Origin of the sequence: Streptomyces sp. MMBL 11-1, from assembly GCF_028622875.1 — a bacterium.
Lineage (GTDB): Bacteria > Actinomycetota > Actinomycetes > Streptomycetales > Streptomycetaceae > Streptomyces.
Genome location: NZ_CP117709.1, coordinates 2,861,894 through 2,888,469 on the forward strand (window position 1 = coordinate 2,861,894; position 26,576 = coordinate 2,888,469).

General features: G+C 70.0%; 26 protein-coding genes. 12 read left to right on the top strand and 14 right to left on the bottom strand.

Features of this window, described 5'->3' with window-relative positions; all coding sequences use genetic code 11:
• The first annotated feature begins 132 nt into the window (after window positions 1-132).
• Window positions 133-705, top strand: a complete 573-nt coding sequence (locus PSQ21_RS12205) for a dihydrofolate reductase family protein (RefSeq protein WP_274030510.1) — start codon at window positions 133-135, stop codon at window positions 703-705.
• A gap of 45 nt (window positions 706-750) precedes the next feature.
• Here PSQ21_RS12205 and PSQ21_RS12210 read toward each other — a convergent pair whose 3' ends face one another.
• Complete coding sequence (locus PSQ21_RS12210) at window positions 751-1,278, bottom strand: AAA family ATPase (protein ID WP_274030512.1); 528 nt, start codon at window positions 1,276-1,278, stop codon at window positions 751-753.
• A 132-nt stretch (window positions 1,279-1,410) separates the two neighbouring features.
• Here PSQ21_RS12210 and PSQ21_RS12215 point away from each other — a divergent pair, with 132 nt between their 5' ends.
• From PSQ21_RS12215 to PSQ21_RS12240, 6 genes are all read left to right on the top strand, one after another.
• Window positions 1,411-1,989, top strand: a complete 579-nt coding sequence (locus PSQ21_RS12215) for a maltokinase N-terminal cap-like domain-containing protein (protein ID WP_274030513.1) — start codon at window positions 1,411-1,413, stop codon at window positions 1,987-1,989.
• Between the two features lie 432 nt (window positions 1,990-2,421).
• Window positions 2,422-2,631, top strand: a complete 210-nt coding sequence (locus PSQ21_RS12220; protein WP_274030514.1) for a hypothetical protein — start codon at window positions 2,422-2,424, stop codon at window positions 2,629-2,631.
• The gene (locus tag PSQ21_RS12225) at window positions 2,615-3,139 is read left to right on the top strand and encodes a DUF6879 family protein (RefSeq protein WP_274030515.1); all 525 of its coding nucleotides are present in this window, start codon (window positions 2,615-2,617) and stop codon (window positions 3,137-3,139) included. Before PSQ21_RS12220 ends, PSQ21_RS12225 begins: the two co-directional genes overlap by 17 nt.
• Window positions 3,129-3,971, top strand: a complete 843-nt coding sequence (locus tag PSQ21_RS12230) for a helix-turn-helix domain-containing protein (RefSeq protein ID WP_274030516.1) — start codon at window positions 3,129-3,131, stop codon at window positions 3,969-3,971. The genes PSQ21_RS12225 and PSQ21_RS12230 overlap by 11 nt, the downstream gene beginning before the upstream one ends.
• 390 nt (window positions 3,972-4,361) lie before the next feature.
• Window positions 4,362-4,592 carry a DUF397 domain-containing protein gene (locus PSQ21_RS12235; RefSeq protein ID WP_274030517.1) on the top strand — a complete coding sequence of 77 codons (231 nt, stop codon included), beginning with the start codon at window positions 4,362-4,364 and terminating at the stop codon, window positions 4,590-4,592.
• A gap of 80 nt (window positions 4,593-4,672) precedes the next feature.
• Window positions 4,673-5,140, top strand: coding sequence for a hypothetical protein (locus PSQ21_RS12240; RefSeq protein WP_274030518.1), 468 nt, complete (start codon window positions 4,673-4,675; stop codon window positions 5,138-5,140).
• A 413-nt stretch (window positions 5,141-5,553) separates the two neighbouring features.
• Here PSQ21_RS12240 and PSQ21_RS12245 read toward each other — a convergent pair whose 3' ends face one another.
• Window positions 5,554-6,711 (bottom strand): acyl-CoA dehydrogenase, encoded by a 1,158-nt coding sequence (locus tag PSQ21_RS12245; protein ID WP_274035723.1) that lies wholly within the window; start codon window positions 6,709-6,711, stop codon window positions 5,554-5,556.
• Between the two features lie 218 nt (window positions 6,712-6,929).
• Between PSQ21_RS12245 and PSQ21_RS12250 the strand changes: the two genes are divergently transcribed.
• A complete protein-coding gene (locus tag PSQ21_RS12250; RefSeq protein ID WP_274030519.1) occupies window positions 6,930-8,273 on the top strand; it encodes a UDP-glucose dehydrogenase family protein in 1,344 nt (447 codons plus the stop codon).
• 223 nt (window positions 8,274-8,496) lie between these two features.
• On the opposite strand, the gene PSQ21_RS12255 is transcribed toward PSQ21_RS12250, so the two are convergent.
• From PSQ21_RS12255 to PSQ21_RS12265, 3 genes are read right to left on the bottom strand one after another with little or no spacing between them, the layout of a single operon-like run.
• A complete protein-coding gene (locus tag PSQ21_RS12255; RefSeq protein ID WP_274030520.1) occupies window positions 8,497-9,696 on the bottom strand; it encodes a dipeptidase in 1,200 nt (399 codons plus the stop codon).
• A gap of 10 nt (window positions 9,697-9,706) precedes the next feature.
• Window positions 9,707-10,255 (bottom strand): 5-(carboxyamino)imidazole ribonucleotide mutase, encoded by a 549-nt coding sequence (gene purE / locus PSQ21_RS12260; RefSeq protein ID WP_274030521.1) that lies wholly within the window; start codon window positions 10,253-10,255, stop codon window positions 9,707-9,709.
• Entirely contained in the window at window positions 10,252-11,403 is a 1,152-nt protein-coding gene (locus PSQ21_RS12265) for a 5-(carboxyamino)imidazole ribonucleotide synthase (RefSeq protein ID WP_274030522.1), read from the bottom strand. The genes purE and PSQ21_RS12265 overlap by 4 nt, the downstream gene beginning before the upstream one ends.
• Before the next feature lie 177 nt (window positions 11,404-11,580).
• Here PSQ21_RS12265 and PSQ21_RS12270 point away from each other — a divergent pair, with 177 nt between their 5' ends.
• Entirely contained in the window at window positions 11,581-12,102 is a 522-nt protein-coding gene (locus PSQ21_RS12270; protein WP_274030523.1) for a GtrA family protein, read from the top strand.
• A 135-nt stretch (window positions 12,103-12,237) separates the two neighbouring features.
• On the opposite strand, the gene PSQ21_RS12275 is transcribed toward PSQ21_RS12270, so the two are convergent.
• Window positions 12,238-13,503, bottom strand: coding sequence for an ATP-binding protein (locus PSQ21_RS12275; RefSeq protein ID WP_274030524.1), 1,266 nt, complete (start codon window positions 13,501-13,503; stop codon window positions 12,238-12,240).
• 142 nt (window positions 13,504-13,645) lie between these two features.
• Window positions 13,646-14,323 (bottom strand): response regulator transcription factor, encoded by a 678-nt coding sequence (locus PSQ21_RS12280; RefSeq protein ID WP_274030525.1) that lies wholly within the window; start codon window positions 14,321-14,323, stop codon window positions 13,646-13,648.
• Between the two features lie 489 nt (window positions 14,324-14,812).
• Here PSQ21_RS12280 and PSQ21_RS12285 point away from each other — a divergent pair, with 489 nt between their 5' ends.
• Entirely contained in the window at window positions 14,813-16,312 is a 1,500-nt protein-coding gene (locus PSQ21_RS12285; RefSeq protein ID WP_274030526.1) for a peptide MFS transporter, read from the top strand.
• A 103-nt stretch (window positions 16,313-16,415) separates the two neighbouring features.
• Here PSQ21_RS12285 and PSQ21_RS12290 read toward each other — a convergent pair whose 3' ends face one another.
• From PSQ21_RS12290 to PSQ21_RS12300, 3 genes are all read right to left on the bottom strand, one after another.
• Entirely contained in the window at window positions 16,416-16,595 is a 180-nt protein-coding gene (locus tag PSQ21_RS12290) for a hypothetical protein (RefSeq protein WP_274030527.1), read from the bottom strand.
• A 193-nt stretch (window positions 16,596-16,788) separates the two neighbouring features.
• Entirely contained in the window at window positions 16,789-17,280 is a 492-nt protein-coding gene (locus tag PSQ21_RS12295; protein WP_274030528.1) for an ATP-binding protein, read from the bottom strand.
• 202 nt (window positions 17,281-17,482) lie between these two features.
• Window positions 17,483-17,851 (bottom strand): STAS domain-containing protein, encoded by a 369-nt coding sequence (locus tag PSQ21_RS12300; protein WP_097867211.1) that lies wholly within the window; start codon window positions 17,849-17,851, stop codon window positions 17,483-17,485.
• Between the two features lie 284 nt (window positions 17,852-18,135).
• Between PSQ21_RS12300 and PSQ21_RS12305 the strand changes: the two genes are divergently transcribed.
• Window positions 18,136-19,116, top strand: coding sequence for an RNA polymerase sigma factor SigF (locus PSQ21_RS12305; protein WP_274030529.1), 981 nt, complete (start codon window positions 18,136-18,138; stop codon window positions 19,114-19,116).
• Between the two features lie 147 nt (window positions 19,117-19,263).
• On the opposite strand, the gene hutI is transcribed toward PSQ21_RS12305, so the two are convergent.
• The 4 genes from hutI to hutU form a co-directional block, all read right to left on the bottom strand.
• Window positions 19,264-20,436: an imidazolonepropionase gene (gene hutI / locus PSQ21_RS12310; protein WP_274030530.1), complete on the bottom strand. Its 1,173-nt coding sequence runs from the start codon at window positions 20,434-20,436 to the stop codon at window positions 19,264-19,266.
• 230 nt (window positions 20,437-20,666) lie between these two features.
• Window positions 20,667-22,034, bottom strand: a complete 1,368-nt coding sequence (locus PSQ21_RS12315) for a formimidoylglutamate deiminase (protein WP_274030531.1) — start codon at window positions 22,032-22,034, stop codon at window positions 20,667-20,669.
• On the bottom strand, window positions 22,025-23,338 hold the full coding sequence (locus PSQ21_RS12320) for an allantoate amidohydrolase (protein ID WP_397990472.1): 1,314 nt from the start codon (window positions 23,336-23,338) through the stop codon (window positions 22,025-22,027). The genes PSQ21_RS12315 and PSQ21_RS12320 overlap by 10 nt, the downstream gene beginning before the upstream one ends.
• Entirely contained in the window at window positions 23,338-24,996 is a 1,659-nt protein-coding gene (gene hutU, locus PSQ21_RS12325; protein WP_274030532.1) for a urocanate hydratase, read from the bottom strand. Before hutU ends, PSQ21_RS12320 begins: the two co-directional genes overlap by 1 nt.
• A gap of 134 nt (window positions 24,997-25,130) precedes the next feature.
• Between hutU and PSQ21_RS12330 the strand changes: the two genes are divergently transcribed.
• Complete coding sequence (locus PSQ21_RS12330; protein WP_274030534.1) at window positions 25,131-26,513, top strand: APC family permease; 1,383 nt, start codon at window positions 25,131-25,133, stop codon at window positions 26,511-26,513.
• The last annotated feature ends 63 nt before the right edge of the window (window positions 26,514-26,576 follow it).

Below are 26,576 nucleotides of genomic sequence, written 5' to 3' on the forward strand. Positions count from 1 at the left end.
CGTGGTCGGGGATGGTGCGCGGTGCGAAACCGATGAGTTCTCGCGAGGTGCGCGGTCTGTACTTCCGTAAGACTGAGAGGCGGCACCGGGCACCGGAACCCGGGGCCCACCACGACACAGCCAGGAGACCTGATGCGCACCCTGATCAGCACCGCCTTCATTTCGCTCGACGGCGTCATGGAGGCCCCGGGCGGTGAGCCGGGCTACCGGAACTCGGGGTGGACGTTCAGGGACGTGGAGTTCCTGCCGGAGGCGTACGAGCTCAAGGGCCGGGAGCAGGAGGAGGCCGCCGCCCTGATGATGGGCCGGAAGAGCTACGAGGCGTTCAGTCCGGTGTGGCCGGGCATGGAGGAGTTCACGGGGTACAAGGCGATGCCGAAGTACGTCGTCTCCACCGGGCTGACCGACGACGACCTGGTCTCCGACTGGGGCGAGACCACGATCCTGCGGTCGCTCGACGAGGTCGCCGCCCTGAAGGAGACCGAGGGCGGCCCGATCATCGTCCACGGCAGCACCGAACTGAACCGGAACCTCTCGGACGCCGACCTGATCGACCGGTACCACCTGCTCGTCTTCCCGCTCCTGCTCGGCGCGGGCAAGCGCCTGTTCAGCGAGACGGACAAGGACACCCAGAAGCTGAAGCTCATCGAGCACGAGGCGTACGCCAACGGCATCCAGAAGAACGTCTTCGAGGTCGTCCGCTGACGCGCGGGCACGGCCCGGCCGGTGCCGTACCCCCTACCTGCCTGCCTACGTGCCTGTGCGCACCCCTCGCAGGACGGTCTCCGCCACCTCCGCGGGCGTGACACCCGTCGTGTCGATCTCCCGGGCCTCCCGGCGGAGCCAGGGCAGGGCCCGCTCGTAGTCGGACAGATGGTCCAGGCGCCACTGCCGGGCGCCGGCGCTCTCGGGCTTGCTGTCGGTCTCGATACGTTCGACGAGCGTGTCGCGGTCCGTGTGCAGCAGGACGTGGTGCACGGGGATACCGGCCCGCGCCAGGCCGTCGTGGATCTCCTGCCAGTACGACTCCACCAGAACCGTCTGCGTGACCACCAGCGTTCCGCCCACGTGGTCGAGCACCTGCCGCGCGGTCTCCACCACCAGGCCCCTCCATGGCGGAAAGTCCTGGAAGTCCTTCTCCGGCACGCCGAGCACATGCCAGAGCATCTCGCCGACCTTCTCGGTGTCGAACAGCCGGGAGTCCGGGAGGAGCGAGGTCACCTCCTTCGCGGTGGTGGTCTTGCCCGCGCCGAAGGTTCCGTTCAGCCAGATGATCATCGCTGCATCCTAGGCGCGGCCGGATACTCCGGGCACCGGAGCGACCGTTGCCCATAGGTTCGGACACAGCCGTTAGGTTCGGACACACAGCCGTCGTGAGGACGGACCGGACCTACGCATCAGGGAGCCCGCATGGCATCCATCCACCGCACCACCATGACGCCCACCAAGCTGGAGCTGCTCACCGGCTGGCTGCCGAAGCAGAGCTGGTACGTGGGCGCCGGGGGAACGCCGGACCTGGTCAAGGCCGGCGGCTTCCGTCTGGACGATCCGGCAGGGGAGGTCGGGATCGAGTTCATGGTCGTGGCGGACGCGGCCGGGCAGGAGCCGGTGGCGTATCTGGTGCCGCTGGGCTACCGCGGCGCGGCGCTGGAGGGCGTCCCCGACGAGGCTCTGATCGGCACCTCCGAGCACGGGGTGCTCGGCACCCGGTGGATCTACGACGGCGCCCACGACCCGGTGGTCCTGGCGCGGTTGGCCGCTCTTCTGCGCGGCGAGGCGGAGCCGCAGCAGCAGAACGTGAGCGACACCCCCGACCCGACCGTCGTCGTGCACGGGGCCGGCCCCGGCCAGGCGGCGGACGTACGGATCAACCGCGTCCTGCGGGCGGCGGAAGCCGGGCAGGAGGCATCGGGAAGTCTCGTCGCCGGCTGGACCTGGCCGGACGGGACGGCTGTACGGGGAGTGTTCGCGGCCCTCTCGCCGCAGTAGGAAGTCATGCGTACGGCCCCCGGCGGGTCACACCGGGGGCCGTGGCAAGTGGCGCCGCGCCAGGGACCGTTACGGCAGGTTGCGCGCCATCACGATCCGCTGGACCTGGTTCGTGCCCTCGTAGATCCGGGTGCTTTACCGGTAGCACGGCTCTGACCTGGGGATACACCCTCTCCATAGGGTGCCTCCCCAGCATTTCCCCATGATCACCAAGCCGACCCCTTGGGACCTTCCTCGTTCCCTTGGTGGTCATGCGTTGGTCACGTGACCAACGCATGACCACGCCATACCCAAGGCCACCTCCGGCGGAGGCGGGCACCACAGTTTTATGCGACAACGCAAATATTGGCGCGACCGCATGGACGGCGATGGCACGCCCTCCGTACGGTCGTGGAGCCGCCCCACGAGGGAGCGGGGACAGGGGGTTTCGCCATGGCTCGTGAGGAACTGACCCGACTCACCGGAAACGGCAACGGGGGACCTTGCGGCAAGGACGACTGCCCGAACATCTACCGCACCGCGTCCGGCTCCATCGTCGTCCAGGGCGACGTGTCCAAAGCGTTCCAGCCCCCGGAGGGGGAAGGGCTTGTCGAGATCCCCGAGGGCGTTCTGAGGGAGGCTGTCCGTGCTCTTGGCTGGTGAAGAGTGGGCCGCGCGCTTTGAGGGTTTCCAGCGGGAAGCATGGCGTCTTGAGACCCTGCCGCAGTACCTCATGCCGCAGGAAGCCGAGGAGTTTCAGGCGTTCCGCGACGGCGCGCGTATCGACCCCGCAACGGTCCACAACGAGTACACAGACCGGCTCCGCAGGCAGGTCACGGAGGGGCGCGTTCAAGGACGCGTCCACATCGCCACTCGACCTCTGTCCGAGTACCTGCGGTTCGAGTTCTCCCAGTACTACCGACCGCACCTCTTGGCCGGGGAGCAGATCCGCATTCTCGACGTGACCGACAGAACCAACCCTCTTGAAGGGGTTCAAGACTTCTGGATGTTCGACCGGTCGGAAGTCGTGCTCATGAACTATGAGCCTGACGGGAAGCAGATCAACCGCGAGGTATTCGAGGGCGATGCGGCCCCGTTCATCGAATACCAGCGAATCGCGGTAGCTGAGTCCGTGCCCTTCGAGGAGTTCGTGAAGGGTCTTGAGCTTTGAGCCTGAACGGCTAGGTCAGTCCAGGTCGGACCTAGCGGAAGCACTGCGAAGCCTGCGGAAGCGGGCTGGGAAGACTCAGACCTGGCTCGCTCGCCGCTGCAACATGTCACAAACCAAGGTCAGCAACATGGAGAGTGGGAAACTCACTCCCGCCATTGTTGACGTAGAGCTGATCCTTGATGCGCTTGGGACCGATGATCCGGCAGCCTCACAGATCCTCGAACTGGTTCGCACCGCGAATACCGAGTGGCAGGATCATTGGTCTTCGCGGCGTCGGGGCCTAGAAAAGAAGCAGAACGAGCTAGCCAGGATCGAAACGGTCACAACAGAGTTCCGATTCTTCCTACTCTCGGCGATCACAGGGCTACTTGCTACGCCGGAGTATGTGCGTGCCAGTATCGCGGACACTCCCGGAGACCAGTCCAAGACCATTGCGAAAAAACTGGAACGCCAGAGGGTCCTCTACGACTCGTCAAAGTCGTTCACGTTCCTGCTGACGGAACAAGCCGTGCGCTGGCCCTTTCTGCCACCTCTCGCCATGGCAATGCAGCTCGACCGACTGGCTTCGGTATCTCGAATTCCTAGTGTTCGGCTGGGAGTCATACCCTTGGCAGGCCACATTTCAGAGATGCCGCTGAACACTTTCACGGTATACGACCGGCGACTAGCCACTGTGGAAACCGGAACCGGTGCATTGATCCTGCGTGACCATCGCGACGTGAACGCATACCGCGAGGACTTCGAGAGGTACGAGTCGTACGCAGTGTTCGGAGACGAGTGTCGAGAACTCCTGAACGAGTGGTCCGGGATCTTTACCCGACAACGCAAATAGCACTAGAGGTCCCTCGCCTGCGGGCTGAGGATGTACCTATGCCGACCGAACCGAAGAGCGACAGTCAGAAGACCCCGCAGGGTTGGCGGATGGACCCCATCCCAAGCCGTCCGGCATATCAGGATGGTGATGGGAACATTCGCGTGCCCATGTGGTTGACGAGGAACGGTCGGCATATGGCAGACACGGAAATGGTTCTGCTCCCGTCTGAGGCTGCCTTACTGGCCGACCACCCGACCAACGCCATGCGGGACAACTCCCGATCGATGCTGCACGAGTTGTTCCGGGAGTCGGCGACGGCTCTTGGCCCTGGCGTTGTGTACGTGCGGAAGTCGGAGCAATACCCGGCCTGATCCTGCCCCGTCACTGACCTCACAGGAAGGCACACCCATGCCGGGAACCGACCTGTACAGCCTGCCTATCGACGGCGCCCAGTTCTTCAAGGCGTGCGGGGGCAACACGCATCCGGACGGCGAGTCCTGCGCCACGCTGGCGAAGATCGGCCCCGGCGCTTGGGCGCTGGGCGACAGTAAGCAGCCCGGTGCGGAGCCGCTGAGGTTCACCACTGCCGAACTGAACGCTGCCGGTATCGACCCGACGCGCTTCACCGTCTCGGCCTGACTGGCCGCTCACTGGCTGGCGGTCTCCGCTCTCTGGGGAGGGCGGGGGCCGCCTTCAACTGCCCTGGACAGGATGACCAGTTGCACCACCACGGCTATCTATGGACCGGATCGAAGCAACGGTTCGATGATGAGGCGCTGAGGCGACTTCCGCACTCCGATCCACCTACGCCAGACGGTAAGCCGGAGCTGATCCAGCGGTACAAGGAAGTGAAGGCGGAGTTCCCCGTCGTAGACCTTCCTCCGCTGGAAACGTCGTACTGGCTGATCAAGCCACGCACATTGGTTCGGGGCACCTGGCAGGAGCCGAAAGAAGCAGCGGAATGGCTCGGGGAAAGACTGGCCGAGTACGCGCCCCGGTTCGCCTCCGAGTCGGACCGCGACAGCACGCGCCTGGCGATACTGGTCAACTCTGCCGCCGAACGGCTTGGTTGGGGCGGGGACGTGTCGCACGGCTTCTACCTGGAACGGCCCTCGTTCCTCTCCCTGGCCCTGGCGTGCTGCTCCCCGAACCGCGCCGCCCCAGAGCTCAGCTGCCCGCTCCGGTAGGTCGACACTCAGCAACAAAGCCCCGGCCCTCAATGGGCCAGGGCTTTGTGTTGGTGCGGTTCCACGGGTGCCAGCTGCGGTTCCGGGGAAGGGGAGACGGATCGCAAGCTGTCCGCGCGGATCCGCCGCCAGCGGTTCTCGTTCTTCTCCGCGATGACGGACTGGGCCGTCGTCAACGAGATCATCGGGCGCAACCCGTGCAAGAAGACCTGACAGAGCCCACGCGAACGGCCCCCGGCAGAGCGCCGGGGGCCGTTATGTTTGTGCAGGTGAGAGGCGGTTTTCCGCCCAGCGTCAGCCCAGGATTTCCCCAGCACAACGCCCACGATCGGCCCGAAACGGCCCTGCCCGGACCGGAAGCCGATCACAGCCTGCGAGCCATCGAAAATGGCCGCTGACCTGCGAAAACCCAGCTACGGCAGGTTCCTCGCCATCACGATCCGCTGGACCTGGTTCGTGCCCTCGTAGATCTGGGTGATCTTGGCGTCGCGCATCATGCGCTCGACCGGGTAGTCCCGCGTGTAGCCGTAGCCGCCGAGCAGCTGGACGGCGTCCGTGGTGACCTCCATGGCGACGTCGGAGGCGAAGCACTTGGCCGCGGCACCGAAGAAGGTGAGGTCGCCGTCGACGCGCTGGGACTTGGCGGCGGCCGAATAGGTGAGCTGGCGGGCCGCCTCCAGCTTCATCGCCATGTCGGCGAGCATGAACTGGATGCCCTGGAAGTCCGCGATCGGCTTGCCGAACTGCTTGCGCTCCTGGACGTACCCCTTGGCGTAGTCCAGCGCGCCCTGGGCGATGCCGATGGCCTGAGCGGCGATGGTGACGCGGGTGTGGTCCAGGGTCTTCATCGCGGTGGCGAAGCCGGTGCCCTCCTCGCCGATCATCCGGTCGGCCGGGATGCGCACGTTGTCGAGGTAGACCTCGCGGGTCGGGGAGCCCTTGATGCCGAGCTTCTTCTCCGGGGCACCGAAGGAGACGCCCTCGTCGGACTTCTCGACGACGAACGCGGAGATGCCCTTGGAGCGCTTGGTCGGGTCAGTGACGGCCATGACCGTGTAGAACTCGGAGACGCCCGCGTTGGTGATCCAGCGCTTCACGCCGTTGAGGACCCAGAAGTCGCCGTCGCGCACGGCCTTCGTCTTCATGCCCGCCGCGTCGGAGCCGGCGTCCGGCTCCGAGAGTGCGTACGAGAACATCGCGTCGCCCTTGGCGAGCGGGCCCAGGTACTTGCGCTTCAGCTCCTCGGAGCCCGAGAGGATCACCGGGAGCGAGCCCAGCTTGTTGACGGCCGGGATGAGGGAGGAGGAGGCGCAGGCGCGGGCCACCTCCTCGATCACGATGACCGTGGCGAGCGCGTCGGCGCCGGCGCCGCCGTACTCCTCCGGGACGTGGACGGCGTGCAGGTCCGAGGCGACCAGGGCGTCCAGCGCCTCCTGCGGGAAGCGGCCCTCCTCGTCGACCGCTGCGGCGAAGGGGGCGATCTTCGTCTCGGCGAGCGCACGGATGGTCTCGCGGAGCATGTCGTGCTCCTCGGCCGGACGGTACAGGTCGAAATCGGTCGAACCCGCCAAGACGCTCACTCCCCAGATGCTAACTACCGTTAAGTAACTCAATTTTAGTGCGCCTGCCGCCGGAAGGCATACGTGCCGTGTACGTGAGCTTCCCGACAGGGGTGGAACATATCCGGCACGGCGGACAGATAGCGCACGGATAGAGCGGTGAATTCCGGCCTTCAGCTCCCCGACTATGCTCGGTCCGCACGTCCGTCCGTATCTTCCAGGAGCACTCCATGGCCCTCAGGATCACTGTGATCGGCACCGGCTATCTCGGCGCCACCCATGCTGCGGCCATGGCCGAGCTGGGCTTCGAGGTCCTGGGGCTCGATGTCGTACCGGAGAAGATCGAACTGCTCTCCACCGGCCGCGTGCCGATGTACGAGCCGGGCCTGGAGGAAATGCTGCAGCGGCACGTCGCCGGTATCGAGGGATCCACCGGGCGGCTGCGCTTCACCACCTCCTGGGAGGAGGTCGGGGAGTTCGGCGACGTCCACTTCGTCTGTGTGAACACCCCGCAGAAGCACGGCGAGTACGCCTGCGACATGAGCTACGTCGACAGCGCCTTCGATTCGCTGGCCCCGCACCTGACCCGGCCCGCCCTGGTCGTCGGCAAGTCGACCGTCCCGGTGGGCTCCGCCGCCCGCCTCGCGGTCCGCCTCGCCGAGCTGGCTCCGGCGGGCGCGGACGTCGAGCTGGCCTGGAACCCGGAGTTCCTCCGCGAGGGCTTCGCCGTGAACGACACCCTGCACCCCGACCGGATCGTCGTCGGGGTCGCGAGCGAGGGGGCCGAGAAGCTCCTGCGCGAGGTGTACGCCGTGCCGGTCGCGGAGGGCTCGCCGTTCGTGGTGACCGACTTCCCGACCGCCGAGCTGGTGAAGACCTCCGCCAACTCCTTCCTCGCCACCAAGATCTCCTTCATCAACGCGATGGCCGAGGTGTGCGAGGCCGCCGACGGGGACGTCGTGAAGCTCGCGGAGGCCATCGGGCACGACGAACGCATCGGGAAGAAGTTCCTGCGGGCCGGGATCGGCTTCGGCGGCGGCTGTCTGCCCAAGGACATCCGCGCCTTCATGGCGCGCGCCGGCGAGCTGGGCGCGGACCAGGCGCTCACCTTCCTCCGCGAGGTCGACTCCATCAACATGCGCCGCCGCGGCCACATGGTGGAGCTGGCCCGGGAGGCGGTGGGCGGCGACTCGTTCCTCGGCAAGCGGGTGGCGGTGCTGGGCGCCGCGTTCAAGCCCGACTCCGACGACGTACGCGACTCCCCCGCGCTCAACGTCGCCGGGCAGATCCACCTCCAGGGCGGCCAGGTGACCGTGTTCGACCCGAAGGGGATGGACAACGCCCGGCGGCTGTTCCCGACGCTCGGCTACGCCGCCTCCGCGCTGGAGGCGGTGCGCGGGGCGGACGTGGTGCTGCACCTGACGGAGTGGCGCGAGTTCCGCGAGCTGGACCCGGCGGAGCTGGGCGAGGTGGCCGCTCGCCGGATCATCCTGGACGGCCGCAACGCCCTGGACAGCGCGGTGTGGCGCGAGGCCGGGTGGACGTACCGGGCCATGGGCCGCCCGAAGGCCTGACGGAAGGCCGGCGCCGCACGCCGCACGGGCGAGCGCTTCGGGGCGCTCGCCCTCGGTCCGGGCGGACCGTCCGCGGCGGCCGGCGCGGGAGACCTCCCGGCGTCAGCCGAGCGGGTCCGCCCCAGCTCCGTGACCTCTCGGTATCAGCCGAGCGGGCCGTCCAGCTCCGTGACCCACCGGGGCGTCAGCCGAGCGGGCCGCCCTTCTCCGTGACCTCCCGGCGTCAGCCGAGCGGGCCGTCCAGCTCCGTGATGGTCGCGTGGGACGGGCCGCGCACGCTCTGCTCGTCGCGGGCGACGGCTTCCGCGTCGCGCAGCACACGTACGGAGTTGCGCCAGGTCAGCTTGGCGAGGTCGCCCTCGGACCAGCCGCGCCGCAGCAGTTCGGCGATGAGGTTCGGGTAGCCGGAGACGTCCTCCAGGCCCCGCGGGGTGAACGCCGTGCCGTCGTAGTCGCCGCCGATGCCGATGTGGTCGACGCCAGCGACCGCGCGCATGTGGTCGAGGTGGTCCGCGATGGTCGAGACGGTGGCCTGGGGACGCGGGCTGGCCGCCTCGAAGTCCTCGTGGATACGCATCGCGGCCGGGGTGGTGTCGAGGTGGTGCAGGCCGTGCTCGCGCATGTTGCGGTCGGCGGCCAGGGTCCAGGCGACGGCCTCGGGCAGCACGAACTTCGGGACGAAGGTCGCCATCGCGACGCCGCCGTTGGCCGGGAGGGCGGCGAGCACGTCGTCGGGGATGTTGCGCGGGTGGTCGCAGACGGCGCGGGCCGAGGAGTGCGAGAAGATCACCGGCGCGGTGCTGGTGGCGAGCGCGTCGCGCATGACCCCGTCCGCGACATGGCTGAGGTCGACCAGCATGCCGACGCGGTTCATCTCGCGGACGACCTCGTGGCCGAAGGCGGAGAGGCCGCCGAGGCGCGGCAGGTCCGTCGCGCTGTCGGCCCAGTCGATGTTGTCGTTGTGGGTGAGCGTCATGTAGCGGACGCCCAGGTCGTACAGGGCGCGCAGGGTGCCCAGCGAGTTGTTGATGGAGTGGCCGCCCTCGGCGCCCATCAGGGAGGCGATCCGGCCCTCGGCGCGGGCCTTCTCCAGGTCGTCGGCGGTGAGCGCGCGCCGCAGGTGCGTGGGGTAGCGGGCGATCAGCTCGCCGACGACGTCGATCTGCTCCAGGGTGGCGCTGACGGCCGCGTCCCCGGTCAGGTCGGTGCGGACGTACACCGACCAGAACTGTCCGCCGACCCCGCCGGCCCGCAGCCGGTTCAGGTCGGTGTGGAGCAGACCGCGCTGGTCGGCGGCGATGTCCCGGGCGTCGAGGTCGTATCCGACCTGTTCGCGCAGGGCCCAGGGGAGGTCGTTGTGGCCGTCGACGACGGGGTGGACGGCGAGGAGCTCGCGGGCCCGCCCCAGATAGGCGTCGTTCATGTGCCGCCCCCTACTTTCCGAAGCCGAAGGAGTCCGCGCCCTGGACCTTGGCGCGCAGACGTTTGCCCTTCTCGGTGGCCTGGTCGTTCAGCTCCTGCAGGAACTCCCGCATCCGCTCCTGGAGCGCGGGGTCGGACGCGGCGAGGATCCGCGCGGCCAGCAGGCCCGCGTTGCGCGCGCCGCCGACGGAGACCGTGGCGACGGGGACCCCGGCCGGCATCTGGACGATGGAGAGCAGACTGTCCATGCCGTCCAGGTACTTCAGCGGCACCGGAACGCCGATGACCGGCAGCGGGGTGACGGAGGCCAGCATGCCGGGCAGGTGGGCCGCCCCGCCCGCGCCCGCGACGATCGTCTTCAGGCCGCGGCCCGCCGCTTCCTCGCCGTACGCGATCATCTCGCGCGGCATGCGGTGGGCGGAGACGACGTCGACCTCGTAGGGGATCTCGAACTCGTCGAGCGCCTTGGCCGCCGCCTCCATGACGGGCCAGTCGGAGTCCGAGCCCATGACGATGCCGACGAGAGGGGCGGCGGGGGATCCGGTGCCGGAAGAAGTCATTCGGTGATCGTTCCTCGCAGGTAGTCGGCCGCGTGCCGGGCGCGCTCCCGCACGTCCGCCAGGTCGTCGCCGTAGGTGTTGACGTGTCCGACCTTGCGGCCCGGCTTCACGTCCTTGCCGTACATGTGGATCTTGAGCTGCGGGTCGCGGGCCATGCAGTGCAGATACGCCTGGTACATGTCCGGGTAGTCGCCGCCCAGGACGTTGCACATGACCGTCCAGGGGGCGCGCGGGCGCGGGTCGCCGAGGGGGAGGTCGAGGACCGCCCGTACGTGGTTGGCGAACTGGGAGGTGATCGCGCCGTCCTGGGTCCAGTGGCCCGAGTTGTGCGGGCGCATCGCCAGCTCGTTGACCAGGATGCCGGGCTTCCCGTCGGGTCCACGCGTCTCGAACAGTTCGACCGCGAGGTGTCCGACGACGCCCAGTTCGGCGGCGATGCGCAGCGCGAGCTGCTGGGCCTCGCCGGCCAGTTCCTCGTCCAGCTCGGGGGCTGGGGCGATCACCGTGTCGCAGACGCCGTCGACCTGGACGGACTCGACGACCGGGTAGGCGACGGCCTGGCCGTGCGGCGAGCGGACGATGTTGGCCGCCAGCTCCCGTACGAAGTCGACCTTCTCCTCCGCGAGGACCGGGACCCCGGCGCGGAACGGGTCGGCGGCGTCCGCCTCGGAGCGCACCACCCACACGCCCTTGCCGTCGTAGCCGCCGCGCACGGTCTTGAGGATGACGGGGAAGCCGCCGACCTCCTCGGCGAACGCGGCGGCGTCGGCCGGGTCGCTCACGATGCGGTTACGGGGGCAGGGGGCGCCGATCTCCGCGAGCCTGGCGCGCATCACCCCCTTGTCCTGGGCGTGCACCAGGGCATCGGGGCCGGGGCGCACGGGGATGCCGTCCGCCTCCAGGGCCCGCAGATGCGCGGTCGGCACGTGCTCGTGATCGAAGGTGATCACGTCGCAGCCGCGCGCGAAGGCGCGCAGCGTGTCCAGGTCGCGATAGTCGCCGATGACGACCTCGCTCACCACCTGGGCCGCCGAGTCCTGGGGAGTGTCACTGAGCAGCTTGAATTTCAGGCCGAGGGGGATGCCCGCCTCGTGGGTCATGCGGGCGAGCTGACCGCCGCCGACCATGCCGACTACCGGGAACGTCACGTCTCCAGGGTATCCGCCACGCCGGTGGTTCCCGGACGGCCGTACGGATGCAGTCCGGCCACCACCCCCGCGGACTCACGGGCATCACACGGGCGGGCTGGTTAGCATGGCGGAGTTGACGTGCTTGCGTCGACACGTCTTCCAGACGCCTTCCGACGGACGGGGCCAGCGATCACCATGAGCGAACGGGGCGCACTGCGGTCCCGGCTTGAGCTGCTGGCCCGGGAGGTCGCCAAGTTCGGCGCGGTCGGCGCTTTCGGCCTGCTGGTCAACATCGCGGTCTTCAACCTGCTGCGGCACACGACGGACCTCCAGGTGGTCCGGGCGAGTGTGGTGGCGACGTTCGTCGCGATCCTCTTCAACTACGTGGGCTTCCGCTACTGGACCTACCGGGACCGCGACAAGACCGGCCGGACCCGTGAGCTGGCCCTCTTCCTGCTGTTCAGTGCGGCGGGCGCGGTGATCGAGACCGGCGTGCTGTACCTGGCGACGTACGGCTTCGGCTGGAACACCCCGGTCCAGAGCAACGTCTTCAAGATCGTCGGCATCGGGGTCGCCACCCTGTTCCGCTTCTGGTCCTACCGGACCTGGGTCTTCAAGACCCTGCCCGCCAAGGAGGCCGTGCTGAACGCGGAACGGTTTCTGGAGCAGCGCAGGCCGTCGGAAGAACGGGTAGTGCCCAACCCCGTACGGAACTGACGCGCCGCGCCCGTCGTTGTTCAGCGCACCGGGCGCTCAGGGCCGGGGGTTCAGAGCCGGTGGCTCAGGGCCGGGCGCTCACGGCCGGGGTTCAGGGCCGGTGGCTCAGGGCCGGTGGTTCATCGGAGCCGTCGTTCAGCGCACCGGGCGTTCAGGAGTCCCGCGTTCGACCGGGACCCGGCTGAGGAAGAGCGCGAAGACCGCGGGGTGCTGCTGGAGCAGCTCCAGCCGGCCGCCGTCCGCCTCCGAGAGATCGCGGGCCACAGCCAGGCCGATACCGGTGGAGTTGCGTCCGCTGATGGTCCGCTCGAAGATCCGCGCCCCCAGTTCGGCGGGGACGCCGGGGCCCTCGTCGGTGACCTCGATGACCGCCTGGTTGCCGGTGACCCGGGTGCGCAGGGCGACGGTGCCGCCGCCGTGCATGAGGGAGTTCTCGATCAGCGCCGCCAGGACCTGGGCGACCGCGCCCGGGGTGCCGACGGCCCGCAGCCCGTGCTTGCCGGAGCAGACCAGCGCGCGGCCGGCGCTGCGGTAGGCGGGGCGCCACTCCTCGATCTGCTGCTTGACGATCTCGTCGAGGTCGAAGATGACGGCGGAGCCGGTGCGCGGGTCGCGGGAGTTCGTCAGGAGCCGCTCGACGACGTCGGTGAGGCGCTCGACCTGGGTGAGGGCGATGTTCGCCTCCTCCTTCACCGTGTCGGGGTCGTCGGTGACCGAGATCTCCTCGATCCGCATGGAGAGCGCGGTCAGCGGCGTCCGCAGCTGGTGCGAGGCGTCCGCCGCCAGCCGGCGTTCGGCGGTCAGCATCCGGGCGATGCGCTCGGCGGAGGAGTCCAGGACGTCGGCGACCCGGTCCAGTTCGGGCACCCCGTACCGCTTGTGGCGCGGGCGGGGGTCCCCGGAGCCGAGGCGTTCGGCGGTCTCGGCGAGGTCGGTGAGCGGAGAGGTCAGCCGGTTCGCCTGGCGTACGGCGAGCAGCACGGCCGAGACGATCGCCAGCAGCGCCACCGCGCCGATGATCAGGAGGGTGCGCCCGACCTCGCGGGTAACGGCCGAGCGGGACTCCTCGACGGTGACCCTCTCGCCCTGCTCCCCGGTCTCGACGGCGCGCAGGACGCTGCCGACGGGGCGCTCGCCGACGGCGATGGGCTCGCGGCCGGGGATCTCGACCAGCGCGTACCGCTTGGGGTCGATCTGCTCGGCCAGCACCCCGGGGTTGATCCGCTCCGCGCCCAGCAGCCGGCTGTCGACCACGCTGATCAGCCGGAGCGCCTCGGACTCGACGCTCTCCTGGGCGCTCGCGCTGATGGTGCGCGTCTCCACGATCACCAGCGAGACGCCGAAGACGGCGATGACGACGAGGACCACGGCGAGCGTGGAGTTGATCAGCCGGCGGCGCATACCCGCCGCCTCATCAGGCCGTCCGGACGCTCGTGGCCACCGGCGTCGGGACGGTCCCCGGAGCGGCCCCCAGGGCGGTCTCCGGCGCGGTCTTCAGGGCGGCCTTCAGGGCGGTCTTCAGGATGCATGGGTGCTTCGTACGTCAGCTCTTCTCGAACCGGAAGCCGACGCCCCGGACGGTGGCGATGTAGCGCGGATTGGCGGCGTCGTCACCGAGCTTCTTGCGCAGCCAGGAGATGTGCATGTCGAGGGTCTTGGTGGAGGACCACCAGGTGGTGTCCCAGACCTCGCGCATCAGCTGGTCGCGGGTGACGACCCGGCCGGCGTCCCGGATCAGGACCCTCAGGAGGTCGAACTCCTTGGCGGTGAGCTGGAGTTCCTCGTCGCCCATCCAGGCCCGGTGCGATTCGACGTCGATCCTGACTCCGTGGGTGGCGGGCGGCGGGACGGGCTCGGAGGCCCCACGGCGCAGCAGGGCGCGGACCCGGGCGAGCAGCTCGGCGAGCCGGAACGGCTTGGTGACGTAGTCGTCGGCGCCCGCGTCCAGACCGACGACCGTGTCGACCTCGTCGGCGCGGGCCGTCAGCACCAGGATCGGGATGGTGTGGCCGCCGGCCCGAAGCCTGCGGGCGACTTCGAGACCGTCCATGCCGGGGAGCCCCAGGTCGAGGACGACCAGGTCGATACCGCCCTGGAGTCCGGCGTCGAGCGCGGTCGGACCGTCCTGGCGGACCTCGACGTCGTAACCCTCCCGACGCAGTGCGCGGGCCAGTGGCTCCGAGATGGATGCGTCGTCCTCGGCGAGCAGTACACGGGTCATGGACTGATGGTAGTCCGGACGGGGTACCCGCAGTGAGGCCCACGACGTCACCTGCGGGTCAGTGCCACAAAGCGGACGGTGACCTTTGAATATGGGAGCGTGGTTCCACCGGGACCTGTGATCCATGTCTCAAGTCCTTCCATATGCCGCTGTGTCGTGTCGTATGGTGTCCCAACGCCTGTTGCACTACTCAAGGACCTTTGGGCAGCCATGAGCGCCAAGGGTCCCTTCTGTGTGCGGGGCCGGTTCCCGCCGGCTCCTTCGAGTGAATGACCTGTGAGCCGGGCCCGGAGCGTGAGAACGCGCGACGGGTGTGGATCCCGACGCGGTTCTTCCCCGCTCCGCCGCCGTAGCTCCGTCAGGAGCCCGGCCGCACGGAGCACGTCCCCTTCAGGCGTGGGGATGGGGTACGCCGCGCCGGTGCCGGCTGCCCCCCACCGGGCGCGTACAGCTCACGAGGCGTCGCGTCCCGACCAGCAAGGATCGACCATGGCGTCCAGCCTGACGAAGGACTCGCCCAGTTCCGGTGAGAGGACCTTCTTCGGCCACCCCCGCGGTATGGCCACCCTGTTCATGACGGAGATGTGGGAACGCTTCTCCTGGTACGGGATGCGCGCCATCCTCACCCTGTACTTGGTGGCCGCTGTGCTCGACGGCCCCCTTGAGGGCCGGGAGGCGCTCGCCGCCTCCATCTACGGTGTCTACAACGCCGTCGTCTACATGGCCGCGATGCCCGGCGGCTGGGTCGCCGACCGCCTCTGGGGCGCCCGCAAGGCCGTTCTGGTCGGCGGCATCGTCATCGCGCTGGGCCACTTCACCCTGGCTCTTCCGAGTGACATCGCGTTCTTCATCGGTCTGGCGCTGATCGCGGCCGGTACGGGTCTGCTGAAGCCGAACATCTCGGCGATGGTGGGCGCGCTCTACGAAGGCCAGTCCAGCTCCCGCCGTGACGCCGGTTTCACCCTCTTCTACATGGCGATCAACATCGGTGGCCTCGCCGCCCCGCTGCTGGTCGGCTACCTCGGCGAGCACGTCAACTGGCACCTCGGCTTCGGCGTCGCCGGTGTCGGCATGACCTTCGCGGTCATCCAGTACGCGCTGGGCTCCAAGCACCTCGGTGACGTCGGCAAGCTGCCCGCGAAGCCCGCCTCTCCCGAGGAGCGGCGGCAGATGCTGCGCAAGGTGGGCCTCTGGTCCGGCGTCGCGGTCGCCGCGCTGCTGATCGACCTGGCGCTGGGCACGTACGACATCGAGCACATCGTCAACGTCCTGGCGGTGCTGGGCGTGGTCGTGCCGGTCGTCTACTTCGTCTCGATCTTCCGGAACCCGGCGCTGACCCAGGAGGACCGGCCGAAGATCAAGGCGTACGTGTGGTTCTTCGTCACCGCCGTGCTCTTCTGGATGATCTACGACCAGTCCGGTTCGCTGCTGACGATCTTCGCGGACAACAAGACGGACCGCTTCATCGGCGGCTGGGAGTTCCCGGCCTCCTGGCTGCAGTCGGTCAACCCCGCCATGGTCATCATCCTGGCCCCGGTCTTCGCCGGGCTCTGGGTCAAGCTGGCCACGCGCAACCGTGAGCCCAGCACGCCGATGAAGTTCGCGCTGGCGATGCTCCTCATCGGCGGCTCCTTCGGCATCATGGGCCTGGCGGGCGCGGCCGCCGCGAACAGCGAGACCGGCAAGGTCACCGTCTTCTGGCTGCTCGCCGTCTACCTGGCGCAGACCATGGGTGAGATGTGCCTCTCCCCGGTCGGCCTGTCGCTGTCCACGAAGCTGGCGCCCAAGATGTTCGTCGGCCAGATCATGGGCCTGTGGTTCCTGGCCACATCGACGGGCAACGCCCTGAACGGCTGGACCACGAAGCTCAACGCCCCGCTGGGCGACGCCGCGTACTACACGTTGCAGGCGGTCGTGGCCGTCGCGGCGGGCCTCGCCTTCATCGTGGCGGGGCGCAAGATCCGCGCGCTCATGGGCAACGTCAAGTAGCTCGTCCGCAGCTGTACCCAGCACGCTCGGCACACGACAGCGGCCCGCACGAACATCCCGTGCGGGCCGCTGTCGTGCGTGCCTGCTGTCGTGCGGGCCGCTGTCATGCGGGACCGCTGCCGTGCGGGTCTGCTGTCGTACGGCCGTGCGGTTCGGGTCGGCGGGAGGCCGCCGCGCCGCCGCTACCGCCGGACGCGCCGCCCGGCTGGGCCGAGGCGTCCAGCTCCAGGGAGACGGCCACGCCGGCGGGAGGGGTCCAGGTGGTCGTCGTACCGGCGGCCATGATGACCGCATTGCTGACGGCGCATCAGAATTGGCGCTCAAGGTACGCCGGGGGCCTGATGGGGCAAGACAAAAAGCGCGCCGATCGGGCGCGCTCTTCGCGGTGCGGGTGAGGGGTACGACCGAGGCGTACCGGCGAGGCGTACGGGCAAGGAACGCGGGCCAGGCCAGCGCGGCCGGCTCCGCCCGCACGCCTAGGCCGGCGCGGCCAGCTCCGCCCAGACGGTCTTGCCCGGGGCGTCCGGCGTGCGCAGGACACCCCAGTCGAGGCAGAGGCGCTGCACGATGAACATGCCGTGCCCCCCGGGCCGGCCGGCGCGATGGGGCGTACGGGGCGCGGGCTGGCCGGCCCCCCGGTCGACGACCTCCACGCGCAGCACCTTGGAGGTGTGGCCGATCCGCAGCTCCTCGGGGCCCTCCGCGTGCAGACAGGCGTTGGTCACCAGCTCGGAGACGACCAGCAGGACGTCCTCGGCGGCGGCCCTGCGGTCCGCGGTGGACGCCGGGAGCCAGCCCCAGTCGTGCAGCGCCTGCCGAGCGAAGTCGCGGGCCGCAGGAACGATGCCCGCGGCCTGCCCCAGTGAGAGCGTGCGCCACTGCCGCGCGGCCGGGACGGTCGAGGCTGCGCCCGCTCCGTCCGGCTCGCGACCGAGGTCGCCCGGCGGATGCTGCCGGGTGGTGCTCATCAGCGCTTCACCTCACCGATTCGCCATGTCGCCATGTCGCCGTTGAACAGATAGTGATCAGTTACCGAGTGTGCCGGAGCCCTTGCGGGGCACCGCCGGGGTGTCTCCTGCCCGGCCGCGTCGTAACAACACCCACTTGTGGCACACGATCGCGTGACACGGGCGACATCGGGGATATCCGCAGCCGCACGTTCATACCGGGTCAGGTGACCAGGGCCTCTTCGAGCGTGGCGTGGACGGTGAAGACCGCCTCCGCGCCAGTGATCTCGAACACCCTCGCCACGACGGGCAGCATTCCGGCCAGATGAACCCCTCCGCCGGCCGCCTCCGCCTTGAGGCGGGCGCCGAGCAGCACGTTCAACCCGGTGGAATCGCAGAAATCCAGGCGAGAGCAGTCGACCACCAGGCGCGAACGCCCCTGCTCGACCGCACTCTCCAGGGGCTCGCGCAGCAGATCGGCGGTGTGGTGGTCGAGCTCACCCACCGGCGTCACGACCTCGCTGCGCCCCTCGGTCCGGGCCTCGACCTGAAGTCGCCCCCGGTTAGCACTGCCGACCGTCCCGCGGTCCATGCCTGTCCCTCTTCGCCGTTCGTCACTGTGCGCGTCACTGCCTGTGCGGCTGTATGCGTAGCTGCCGCCGACGTGCGTAAAACAGTACGCGTTCCGTACGCCACGCGGTAGTCGGAGACCTCAACAAACCGGACATATAGCATGAATTGGCGCTTGTCACCGCTGGTCAGAACCGGGTATGGGTAGAGGGACACCCGAACACGACCGGCTTTGGAGGCGCCGCTTCACCGCAGGAACACGTAGGGGCATCGGCAGCCATATGCCGAGAACGATGGAGGAGACCCATGTCACCCCGGCTCGACGAAGCGCGTACCCACAACGCGTCGTCGGCATGTCCTCAGGGACCGATCAATTCCGACTCCCCCGCCGCGAGCGCCGTTCCCGGCCCGCGCACCAGCACCACCGGCTTCACCGGCACCACCTCAGACTTCTCCGACGCGGTCGGCAGGGGGCTCGAAGGACTCGAAGGACTTCCCGAGATCCCGCCCTACGCCGAAATAGGCGCTCTGGACGCCAGGGCCCTGTCGAAGACGCTCTTCGAGCGGCTGGAGTCCCTCGAAGAGGGCACCCACGAGTACAGCTACGTCCGCAACACCCTCGTCGAACTCAATCTCGCGCTCGTCAAGTTCGCCGCCTCCCGGTTCCGCTCCCGCAGCGAGCCGATGGAGGACATCGTCCAGGTCGGCACCATCGGCCTGATCAAGGCGATCGACCGGTTCGAGCTGAGCCGCGGCGTGGAGTTCCCCACCTTCGCGATGCCGACGATCGTCGGCGAGATCAAGCGCTTCTTCCGTGACACCAGCTGGTCCGTGCGCGTACCGCGCCGGCTCCAGGAGCTGCGGCTCGACCTGGCGAAGGCGGGCGACGAACTCTCCCAGCAGCTGGACCGCGCGCCCACCGTGGCGGAGCTGTCCGAGCGCCTCGGCATCACCCAGGACGAGGTCGTCGAGGGCATGTCCGCGAGCAACGCCTACACCGCGAGCTCGCTGGACGCCAAGCCCGAGGAGGACGACCACGAGGGCGCCCTCGCGGACCGCATCGGCTACGAGGACCACGGTCTCGAAGGCATCGAGTACATCGAGTCGCTGAAGCCGCTGATCGCCGCGCTGCCTTCCAGGGACCGGATGATCCTCTCGCTCCGCTTCGTCAGCAACATGACGCAGTCGGAGATCGGCGAGGAACTGAACATCTCGCAGATGCACGTGTCCCGGCTGCTCTCCCGGACGCTGACCAAGCTCCGCAAGGGTCTGACCCTGGAGGAGTGACCCCGACGCGGCCCCTGTCCCGCGAGGGGCTCCTCGGGCCGTTCGAGCAGCACCGCGGAAGGACCCGCCCCGGATGCCGGGAGCGGGTCCTTCCGCGTGTGGGGCGCTTCCGCCGACCGGCCCCCCGCCCCGGCCCCCGGGCCGCCGTCACACCACCCGCTGCCCGCTCCGCCAGACCGCGCTGACCAGCGGGACGCCCGGGCGGTAGGCGAGGTGGACGTGGCTCGGGGCGTCCAGGAGGACCAGGTCGGCGCGGGCGCCGGGGGTGATCCGGCCGATGTCGGTACGCCGCAGGGCAGCGGCCCCGCCCGCCGTGGCCGACCAGATCGCCTCGTCCGGGGTCATCCCCATGTCGCGCACGGCCAGCGCGACACAGAACGGCACGGACGAGGTGAACGACGAGCCGGGGTTGCAGTCCGTGGAGAGTGCGACGGTGGCCCCCGCGTCGAGAAGACGGCGGGCATCGGGCCAGGTGGCGCGGGTGGAGAACTCCGCGCCCGGGAGCAGCGTGGCCACCGTGTCGCCCTGGCCGAGCGCGTCGACGTCCGCGTCGGTGAGGTGGGTGCAGTGGTCGGCCGAGGCGGCGTCGAGCTCGACGGCGAGCTGGACGCCGGGGCCGTACGTCAGCTGGTTGGCGTGGATCCGGGGGTGCAGCCCCTTGGCGCGGCCCGCCGTGAGGATGGCACGGGCCTGGTCGCCGTCGAAGGCGCCCTGCTCGCAGAACACGTCGATCCAGCGGGCGTGCGGGGCGCAGGCCTCCAGCATCGGGCCGGTGACCAGGTCGACGTACCCTGCGGGGTCGTCGGCGTAGTCGGGGGACACGATGTGGGCGCCCAGGTAGGTGACCTCGTCGGTGTGGCGGGACGCGATCCGCAGGGCGCGGGCCTCGTCCTCGACGGTGAGGCCGTAGCCGGACTTGGTCTCGAAGGTGGTGGTGCCCTGGCGCAGGGCCTCGGCGAGATACCGCGCGACGTTGGCGGAGAGCTCCTCGTCGGAGGCGGCCCGGGTGGCGGCGACGGTGGTGCGGATGCCGCCGGCGCGGTAGGGCTGCCCGGACATGCGGGCGTTGAACTCCTGGGTGCGGTCGCCCGCGAAGACCAGGTGGGAGTGGGAGTCGACGAAGCCCGGGACCACCGCGCGGCCGGCCGCGTCGAGGACGTTGTCAGTGGCGGGTGCTTTGCTGGATTCACCGGTCCACGCGATGCGGTCGCCGTCGATGACGACGGCCGCGTCCTGGATCAGGCCCAGGGGGGTCCCGTTGCCGAGGGAGGGGTCATTGGTGACCAGGCTGGCGATGTGGGTGATGGCTGTGGTCGTCATCTGGAGAGCGTTCTCCTTGCGTTCCGGAGGGCCCGGTTCGGCGGGCGGGCTCCGGTCCGGGGTCGCGGGCGGGGTTCGGTCCGGTTCTGCGGGCGGGGCCCGGTCCGCGGTCGCGGGCGGAATCCGGTCCGGGGTCGCGGGCGGGTTCCGGTCCGGGGTCGCGGGCGGGTTCGAGATCTCCGGCGGGTCTGACATCTCCGGCGCGTCCGGGGTGTCGGGCGGGTCCGGGGTCAGTGGTGCAGGGCGGCCACGGCCTCGGCGAGCGCCCGGGGCACGTCCTCGATCCGGGTGTGACGGCCGTCCCGGACGATGTGCCGGCCCGCCACGACCGTGTGCCGCACATCAGCGGCGGAGGCGGCGAATACGGCGGTTTCCGCTGCCAGTCGGGGCATCGGTCCGGCCGTCCTGACGGAGTCCAGGGCGACGGTGGTCAGATCGGCGGGGGCGCCCGGCTCCAGCACCCCCGCGTCGGGGCGGCCGAGTGCGGCGTGCCCGTCGGCGGAGGCGGCGCGGAGCAGGGCAGCGGCCGTCCAGTGGCCCCGGACGTGCGTGCGCAGCCGCTCGTTGAGCTCCATCGCGCGCGCCTCTTCGAAGAGGTCGATCACAGCGTGGCTGTCGCTGCCCAGCGAGAGCGGCGAGCCCGCCTTCTGGAGGGCGGCGGCGGGGCCGATGCCGTCGGCCAGGTCGCGTTCGGTGGTGGGGCACATGCAGGTGCCGGTGGCCGAGGAGCCGAGCAGCTCGATGTCCGCCTCGGTCAGGTGCGTGTTGTGGATGCCGGTGGTGCGCGGGCCGAGGACCCCGTGGTCGGCCAGCAGCCGGGTGGGGGTGCGGCCGTGGGCGGCGTAGCAGGCGTCGTTCTCCGCCGTCTGCTCGGAGAGGTGGACGTGGAGCGGGGCGTTCCGCTCCTCGGCCCACCGCACGACGGTGGCCAGCTGTCCGGCCGGGACCGCCCGGACGGAGTGGACGGCCGCGCCGATGAGGGTGTGGTCGTCGCCCTTGAGGAGGGAGGCGCGCTCCGCCCAGGCCTCGGCGGTGGTGTCGGAGAAGCGCAGCTGGTGCCGGTTGGGCTGCTCGCCGAATCCGGCGGCGAGATAGGCGGCGTCCAGCAGGGTGATCCGGATCCCGGCCTCGGCGGCGGCCGCGATCAGCGCTTCGCCCATGGCGTTCGGGTTGGCGTACGGGGTTCCGCCGGGGGCGTGGTGCAGGTAGTGGAATTCGCCGACGGCGGTGATGCCGGCCAGCGCCATCTCGGCGTAGGTGGCGCGGGCCAGGTCGAAGTAGGTGTCCGGGGTGAGCCGGGAGGCCGTCCGGTACATCAGCTCGCGCCAGGTCCAGAAGGTGCCCGAGCCGACCTGGACGGTGGCGCGCAGGGCCCGGTGGAAGGCGTGGGAGTGGGTGTTGGCGAGGCCGGGGAGGGTCAGGCCGCGCAGCGCCGTCGCGCCGGGCGGCGGGGTACCGACCCCGGTTCTGATCCCGGCGATGCGGCCGTCCGCGACGTCGAGGGTGACGCCCGGCTCGACGTGGGTGCCGAGCCAGGCGTGGTCCATCCAGTACGTCGCGGTGACGGGCGCGCCCGTCGTCCGGTGTGTCAGCTGCACGCGAGACCTTCCAGTACGTCGGCGAGTGCCTCGACCCCGGCCGTGCAGTCGTCCTCGGTGGCGTGCTCGGCGGGTGAGTGCGAGATGCCGGTGGGGTTGCGCACGAAGAGCATGGCGGTGGGCGCCGAGGCGGACAAAATACCCGCATCGTGGCCCGCGCCGGTGCCGAGGACGGGCACGGGCCGCGCCGTGTCGCCGGCCCCCTCCAGGATCTTGCCGAGCTCGTCGCGCAGGGCGTGCTCGAACGCGACGACGGGCGTGAACGACTCGCGCACGACGTGGAGGTCGATCCCGGCCCGCTCGGCGTACTCCCGGGCGGCGCGCTCGATTCCGGTGACGACGGCGTCGAGGGAGGCCTGGTCGGCGGCGCGGGAGTCGAGCCAGCCGCGCACGAGGGAGGGGATGGCGTTGACGCCGTTGGGCTCGACGGCGATCTTGCCGAAGGTGGCGAGAGCGCCGGTCAGTTCGGCTTCGCGGCGGGCGGCGAGGACGGTCTCGGCGTACGTGAGCATCGGGTCGCGGCGGTCGGCGAGGCGGGTGGTGCCCGCGTGGTTGGCCTCGCCCCGGAAGTCGAACCGCCAGCGGCCGTGCGGCCAGATGGCGGAGGCGATGCCGACGGGGTCGCCGGTCAGGTCGAGGGCGCGGCCCTGCTCGACGTGGAGTTCGACGAACGCGCCGATCCGGGCGAGCCGTTCCGGGTCGGGGCCGATGGTCCCGGGGTCGTATCCGGCTCCCTCCATGGCGGCGGGCAGGCTGGTCCCGTCCCCGTCGCGCAGCCGGTGGGCGTCGGCCACGGCGAGCTGTCCGGCGGCGAGCCGGGACCCGACGCAGGCCAGACCGAAGCGGGCGCCCTCCTCGTCCCCGAAGTTGGCGATCGCCAGGGGGCGGGTGAACTCCACTCCCCTGCGGTGGAGTTCGTCGAGCGCGGCAAAGGACGACACCACGCCGAGCGGCCCGTCGAAGGCGCCGCCGTCCGGGACGGAGTCCAGGTGCGAGCCGGTGACGACGGCGTCCCCGGCCAGCGGGTCGCCGAGCCAGGCCCATTGGTTGCCGTTGCGGTCGGTCTCGTACGCGAGGCCGCGCGCCCCGGCCTGCGCGCGGAACCAGGCCCGGCAGTCGAGGTCCGCCGGCGACCAGGCGTAGCGCCGGTAGCCGCCGCTGTCGGGGTGGCGCCCGATGGGGGCCAGCTCCCGCCACATCGAGAGGAAGGAGTCACCCGCGCGCCACCGCTCCCGGGTGCCGGGAGCGGTGACCGGTCCGCCCCCGGGCGTGCCGGGGGTGTTCTCGGGCCCGCCGGACGGCATCAGTTGCCCTCCGTCATGGGGACGCGTACGCCCTGGTCGGCGGCGACGTTCTCGGCGATGTCGTACCCGGCGTCGACGTGGCGGATGACGCCCATGCCCGGGTCGTTCGTCAGCACGCGGCGGATCTTCTCGCCCGCCAGCTTCGTGCCGTCGGCGACGGAGACCTGGCCCGCGTGGATGGAGCGGCCCATGCCGACGCCGCCGCCGTGGTGGAGGGAGACCCAGGAGGCGCCGGAGGCGACGTTGACCATGGCGTTGAGCAGCGGCCAGTCGGCGATGGCGTCGGAGCCGTCGAGCATGGCCTCGGTCTCGCGGTACGGGGAGGCGACCGAGCCGCAGTCCAGGTGGTCGCGGCCGATGGCCAGCGGGGCGGCCAGTTCGCCGCTCGCGACCATGTCGTTGAAGCGCTCGCCGGCCTTGTCGCGCTCGCCGTAGCCGAGCCAGCAGATGCGGGCGGGCAGGCCCTGGAAGTGGACGCGCTCGCCGGCCATCCTGATCCAGCGGTGCAGCGACTCGTTCTCCGGGAACAGCTCCAGCATCGCCTTGTCGGTCTTGTGGATGTCGGACGCCTCGCCGGAGAGCGCGGCCCAGCGGAAGGGGCCCTTGCCCTCGCAGAAGAGGGGGCGGATGTAGGCGGGAACGAAGCCGGGGAAGTCGAAGGCGCGGTCGTAGCCGGCGAGCTGGGCCTCGCCGCGGATGGAGTTGCCGTAGTCGAAGACCTCGGCGCCGGCGTCCATGAAGCCGACCATGGCCTCGACGTGGCGGGCCATCGACTCGCGGGCGCGCCGGGTGAAGTCGGCGGGCTTGTCGGCGGCGAGGTCGGCCATGTCGTCGAAGTCGACGCCGAGCGGCAGGTAGGCCAGCGGGTCGTGGGCGCTGGTCTGGTCGGTGACGATGTCGATGGGCGCGCTCTCGGCGAGCATCCGGGGCAGAAGTTCGGCGGCGTTGCCGAGGAGGCCGATGGAGAGCGGGCGGCGGGCGTCGCGGGCCTCGACGGCGAGCTGGAGGGCGTGCTCCAGGTTGTCCGCCTTCACGTCGAGGAAGCGGTGCTCGATGCGGCGCTCGATGGCGCGCGGGTCGCAGTCGATGCAGATGGCGACGCCGTCGTTCATGGTGACGGCGAGCGGCTGGGCGCCGCCCATGCCGCCGAGCCCGGCGGTCAGGGTGATCGTCCCGGCCAGCGTCCCGCCGAACTTCTTGGCGGCGACGGCGGCGAAGGTCTCGTAGGTGCCCTGGAGGATGCCCTGGGTGCCGATGTAGATCCAGGACCCGGCGGTCATCTGGCCGTACATGGTGAGCCCGAGCGCCTCCAGGCGGCGGAACTCCTCCCAGTTGGCCCAGTCGCCGACCAGGTTGGAGTTGGCGATGAGCACGCGCGGCGCCCACTCGTGGGTCTGCATGACGCCGACCGGCCGCCCGGACTGGACGAGCATCGTCTCGTCCTGCTTGAGCGTCCGAAGGGTGCGGACCATCGCGTCGAACGAGCGCCAGTCACGGGCGGCCTTGCCGGTGCCGCCGTAGACGACCAGCTTGTCGGGGTGCTCGGCGACCTCGGGGTCGAGGTTGTTCTGCAGCATCCGCAGGGCGGCTTCCTGCTGCCATCCCAGGGCGGTCAGTGCGCTGCCGCGCGGTGCCCGAACGGGGCGGGGTCCTGACATGGCGGTGCCTCCTCGCGACGGTGAAAATCTATTCACATCCTGATGCTCTGAATAGTCGTAGTCAACAGGTGCGCTTCGCGCCGCGACCGGGAACAGGTTCTGCCAGTGATGCGCGGCACGGACCGGAGGCGTCGATGAGCACTGCCGAATCCCCCACGACCGGCGATCCCACGAACCCCGGAGGGTCGCCACCGCTCAAGCGCGCCCTCGGCACCAAGCTGCTGATCCTCTTCGTCATCGGCGACATCCTGGGCACCGGCATCTACGCGACCACCGGGAACGTGGCGGGCAAGGTCGGCGGCGCGCTGTGGCTGCCGTTCGCGATCGGTTTCGCCGTCGCCCTGCTGACGGCGGCCTCGTACGTGGAACTCGTCGGCAAGTACCCGAAGGCGGCCGGGGCCGCGCTCTACACCCAGAAGGCGTTCAAGGTCCCCTTCCTGACCTTCGTCGTCGCCTTCATGGTGATGTGCTCGGGCCTCTCCTCGGCGAGCGCGGCGGCGCGGGCGTTCAGCGGCGACTACCTGGGGGAGTTCACCGACGCGGTGCCGCCGACCCTGATCGCGGTCCTGTTCGTCCTCGCCCTCGCCGCGATCAACCTCCGCGGGGTCGCCGAGTCGGTGAAGGCGAACGTCGTCCTGACCCTGGTCGAGGTCAGCGGTCTCGCGGTGATCCTCGCGATCGGCGCGTACGCCGTGTTCAGCGGCGAGGGCGAGCCCTCGCGGCTGACCCAGATCGAGACCGGCGGCACCGGGTACGCCCTGCTCACCGGGGTGCTCGGCGCCACCGCCCTGGGCTTCTTCGCTTTCGTAGGTTTCGAGGACTCGGTCAACATGGCCGAGGAGACCAAGGACCCCGTCCGTGCCTTCCCCCGCGCGATCTTCATCGGGGTGGGCATCACCGGCACCGTCTACGTCCTGGTCGCCCTGGTCTCCTCGCTCCTGGTCGACACCCGCACCCTGGCGGGCTCCAGCGGCCCGCTGCTGGAGGTGGTGAAGGCCGGGGGCGTCGATTTCCCGCCAAAACTCTTCGCGCTGATCGCCCTGTTCGCCGTCACCAACTCCGCGCTGATCAACATCATGATGGCCTCGCGGCTCTGCTACGGCATGGCCAACGAGCGCATCCTGCCGCCCGCGATGGGCAAGGTGCTGGCGGGTCGGCGCACCCCCTGGGTCGGCATCGTCTTCGTCTCCGCCCTGGCCATCGGCCTGGTCTCCACCGGCGAGATCGAGGGGCTCGGCGACACCACCTCGTTCCTGCTGCTCTGCGTCTTCGCCGTCGTCAACATCGCCGTGCTGGTGCTCCGCAAGGACCGGGTGGACCATCACCATTTCCGTACGCCGACGGCGCTCCCGGTGCTCGGCGCGCTCACCTCGCTGATCCTGGCGAGCCCTCTCGCCGACCGGGGCTCCGACGTGTACGTCCGGGCCGGGATCCTGCTGCTGATCGGGATCGGGCTGTGGGCGCTCAACAAGGCGGTGATGACGGCCCGCGAGAAGTCGGGCGCCCCGGGCGCCTGACGGGGCGCCGCCACCGCGTTCCGGCCGCTCCTTTACACCGCGGGCCGCATGTACCAAGGGAAA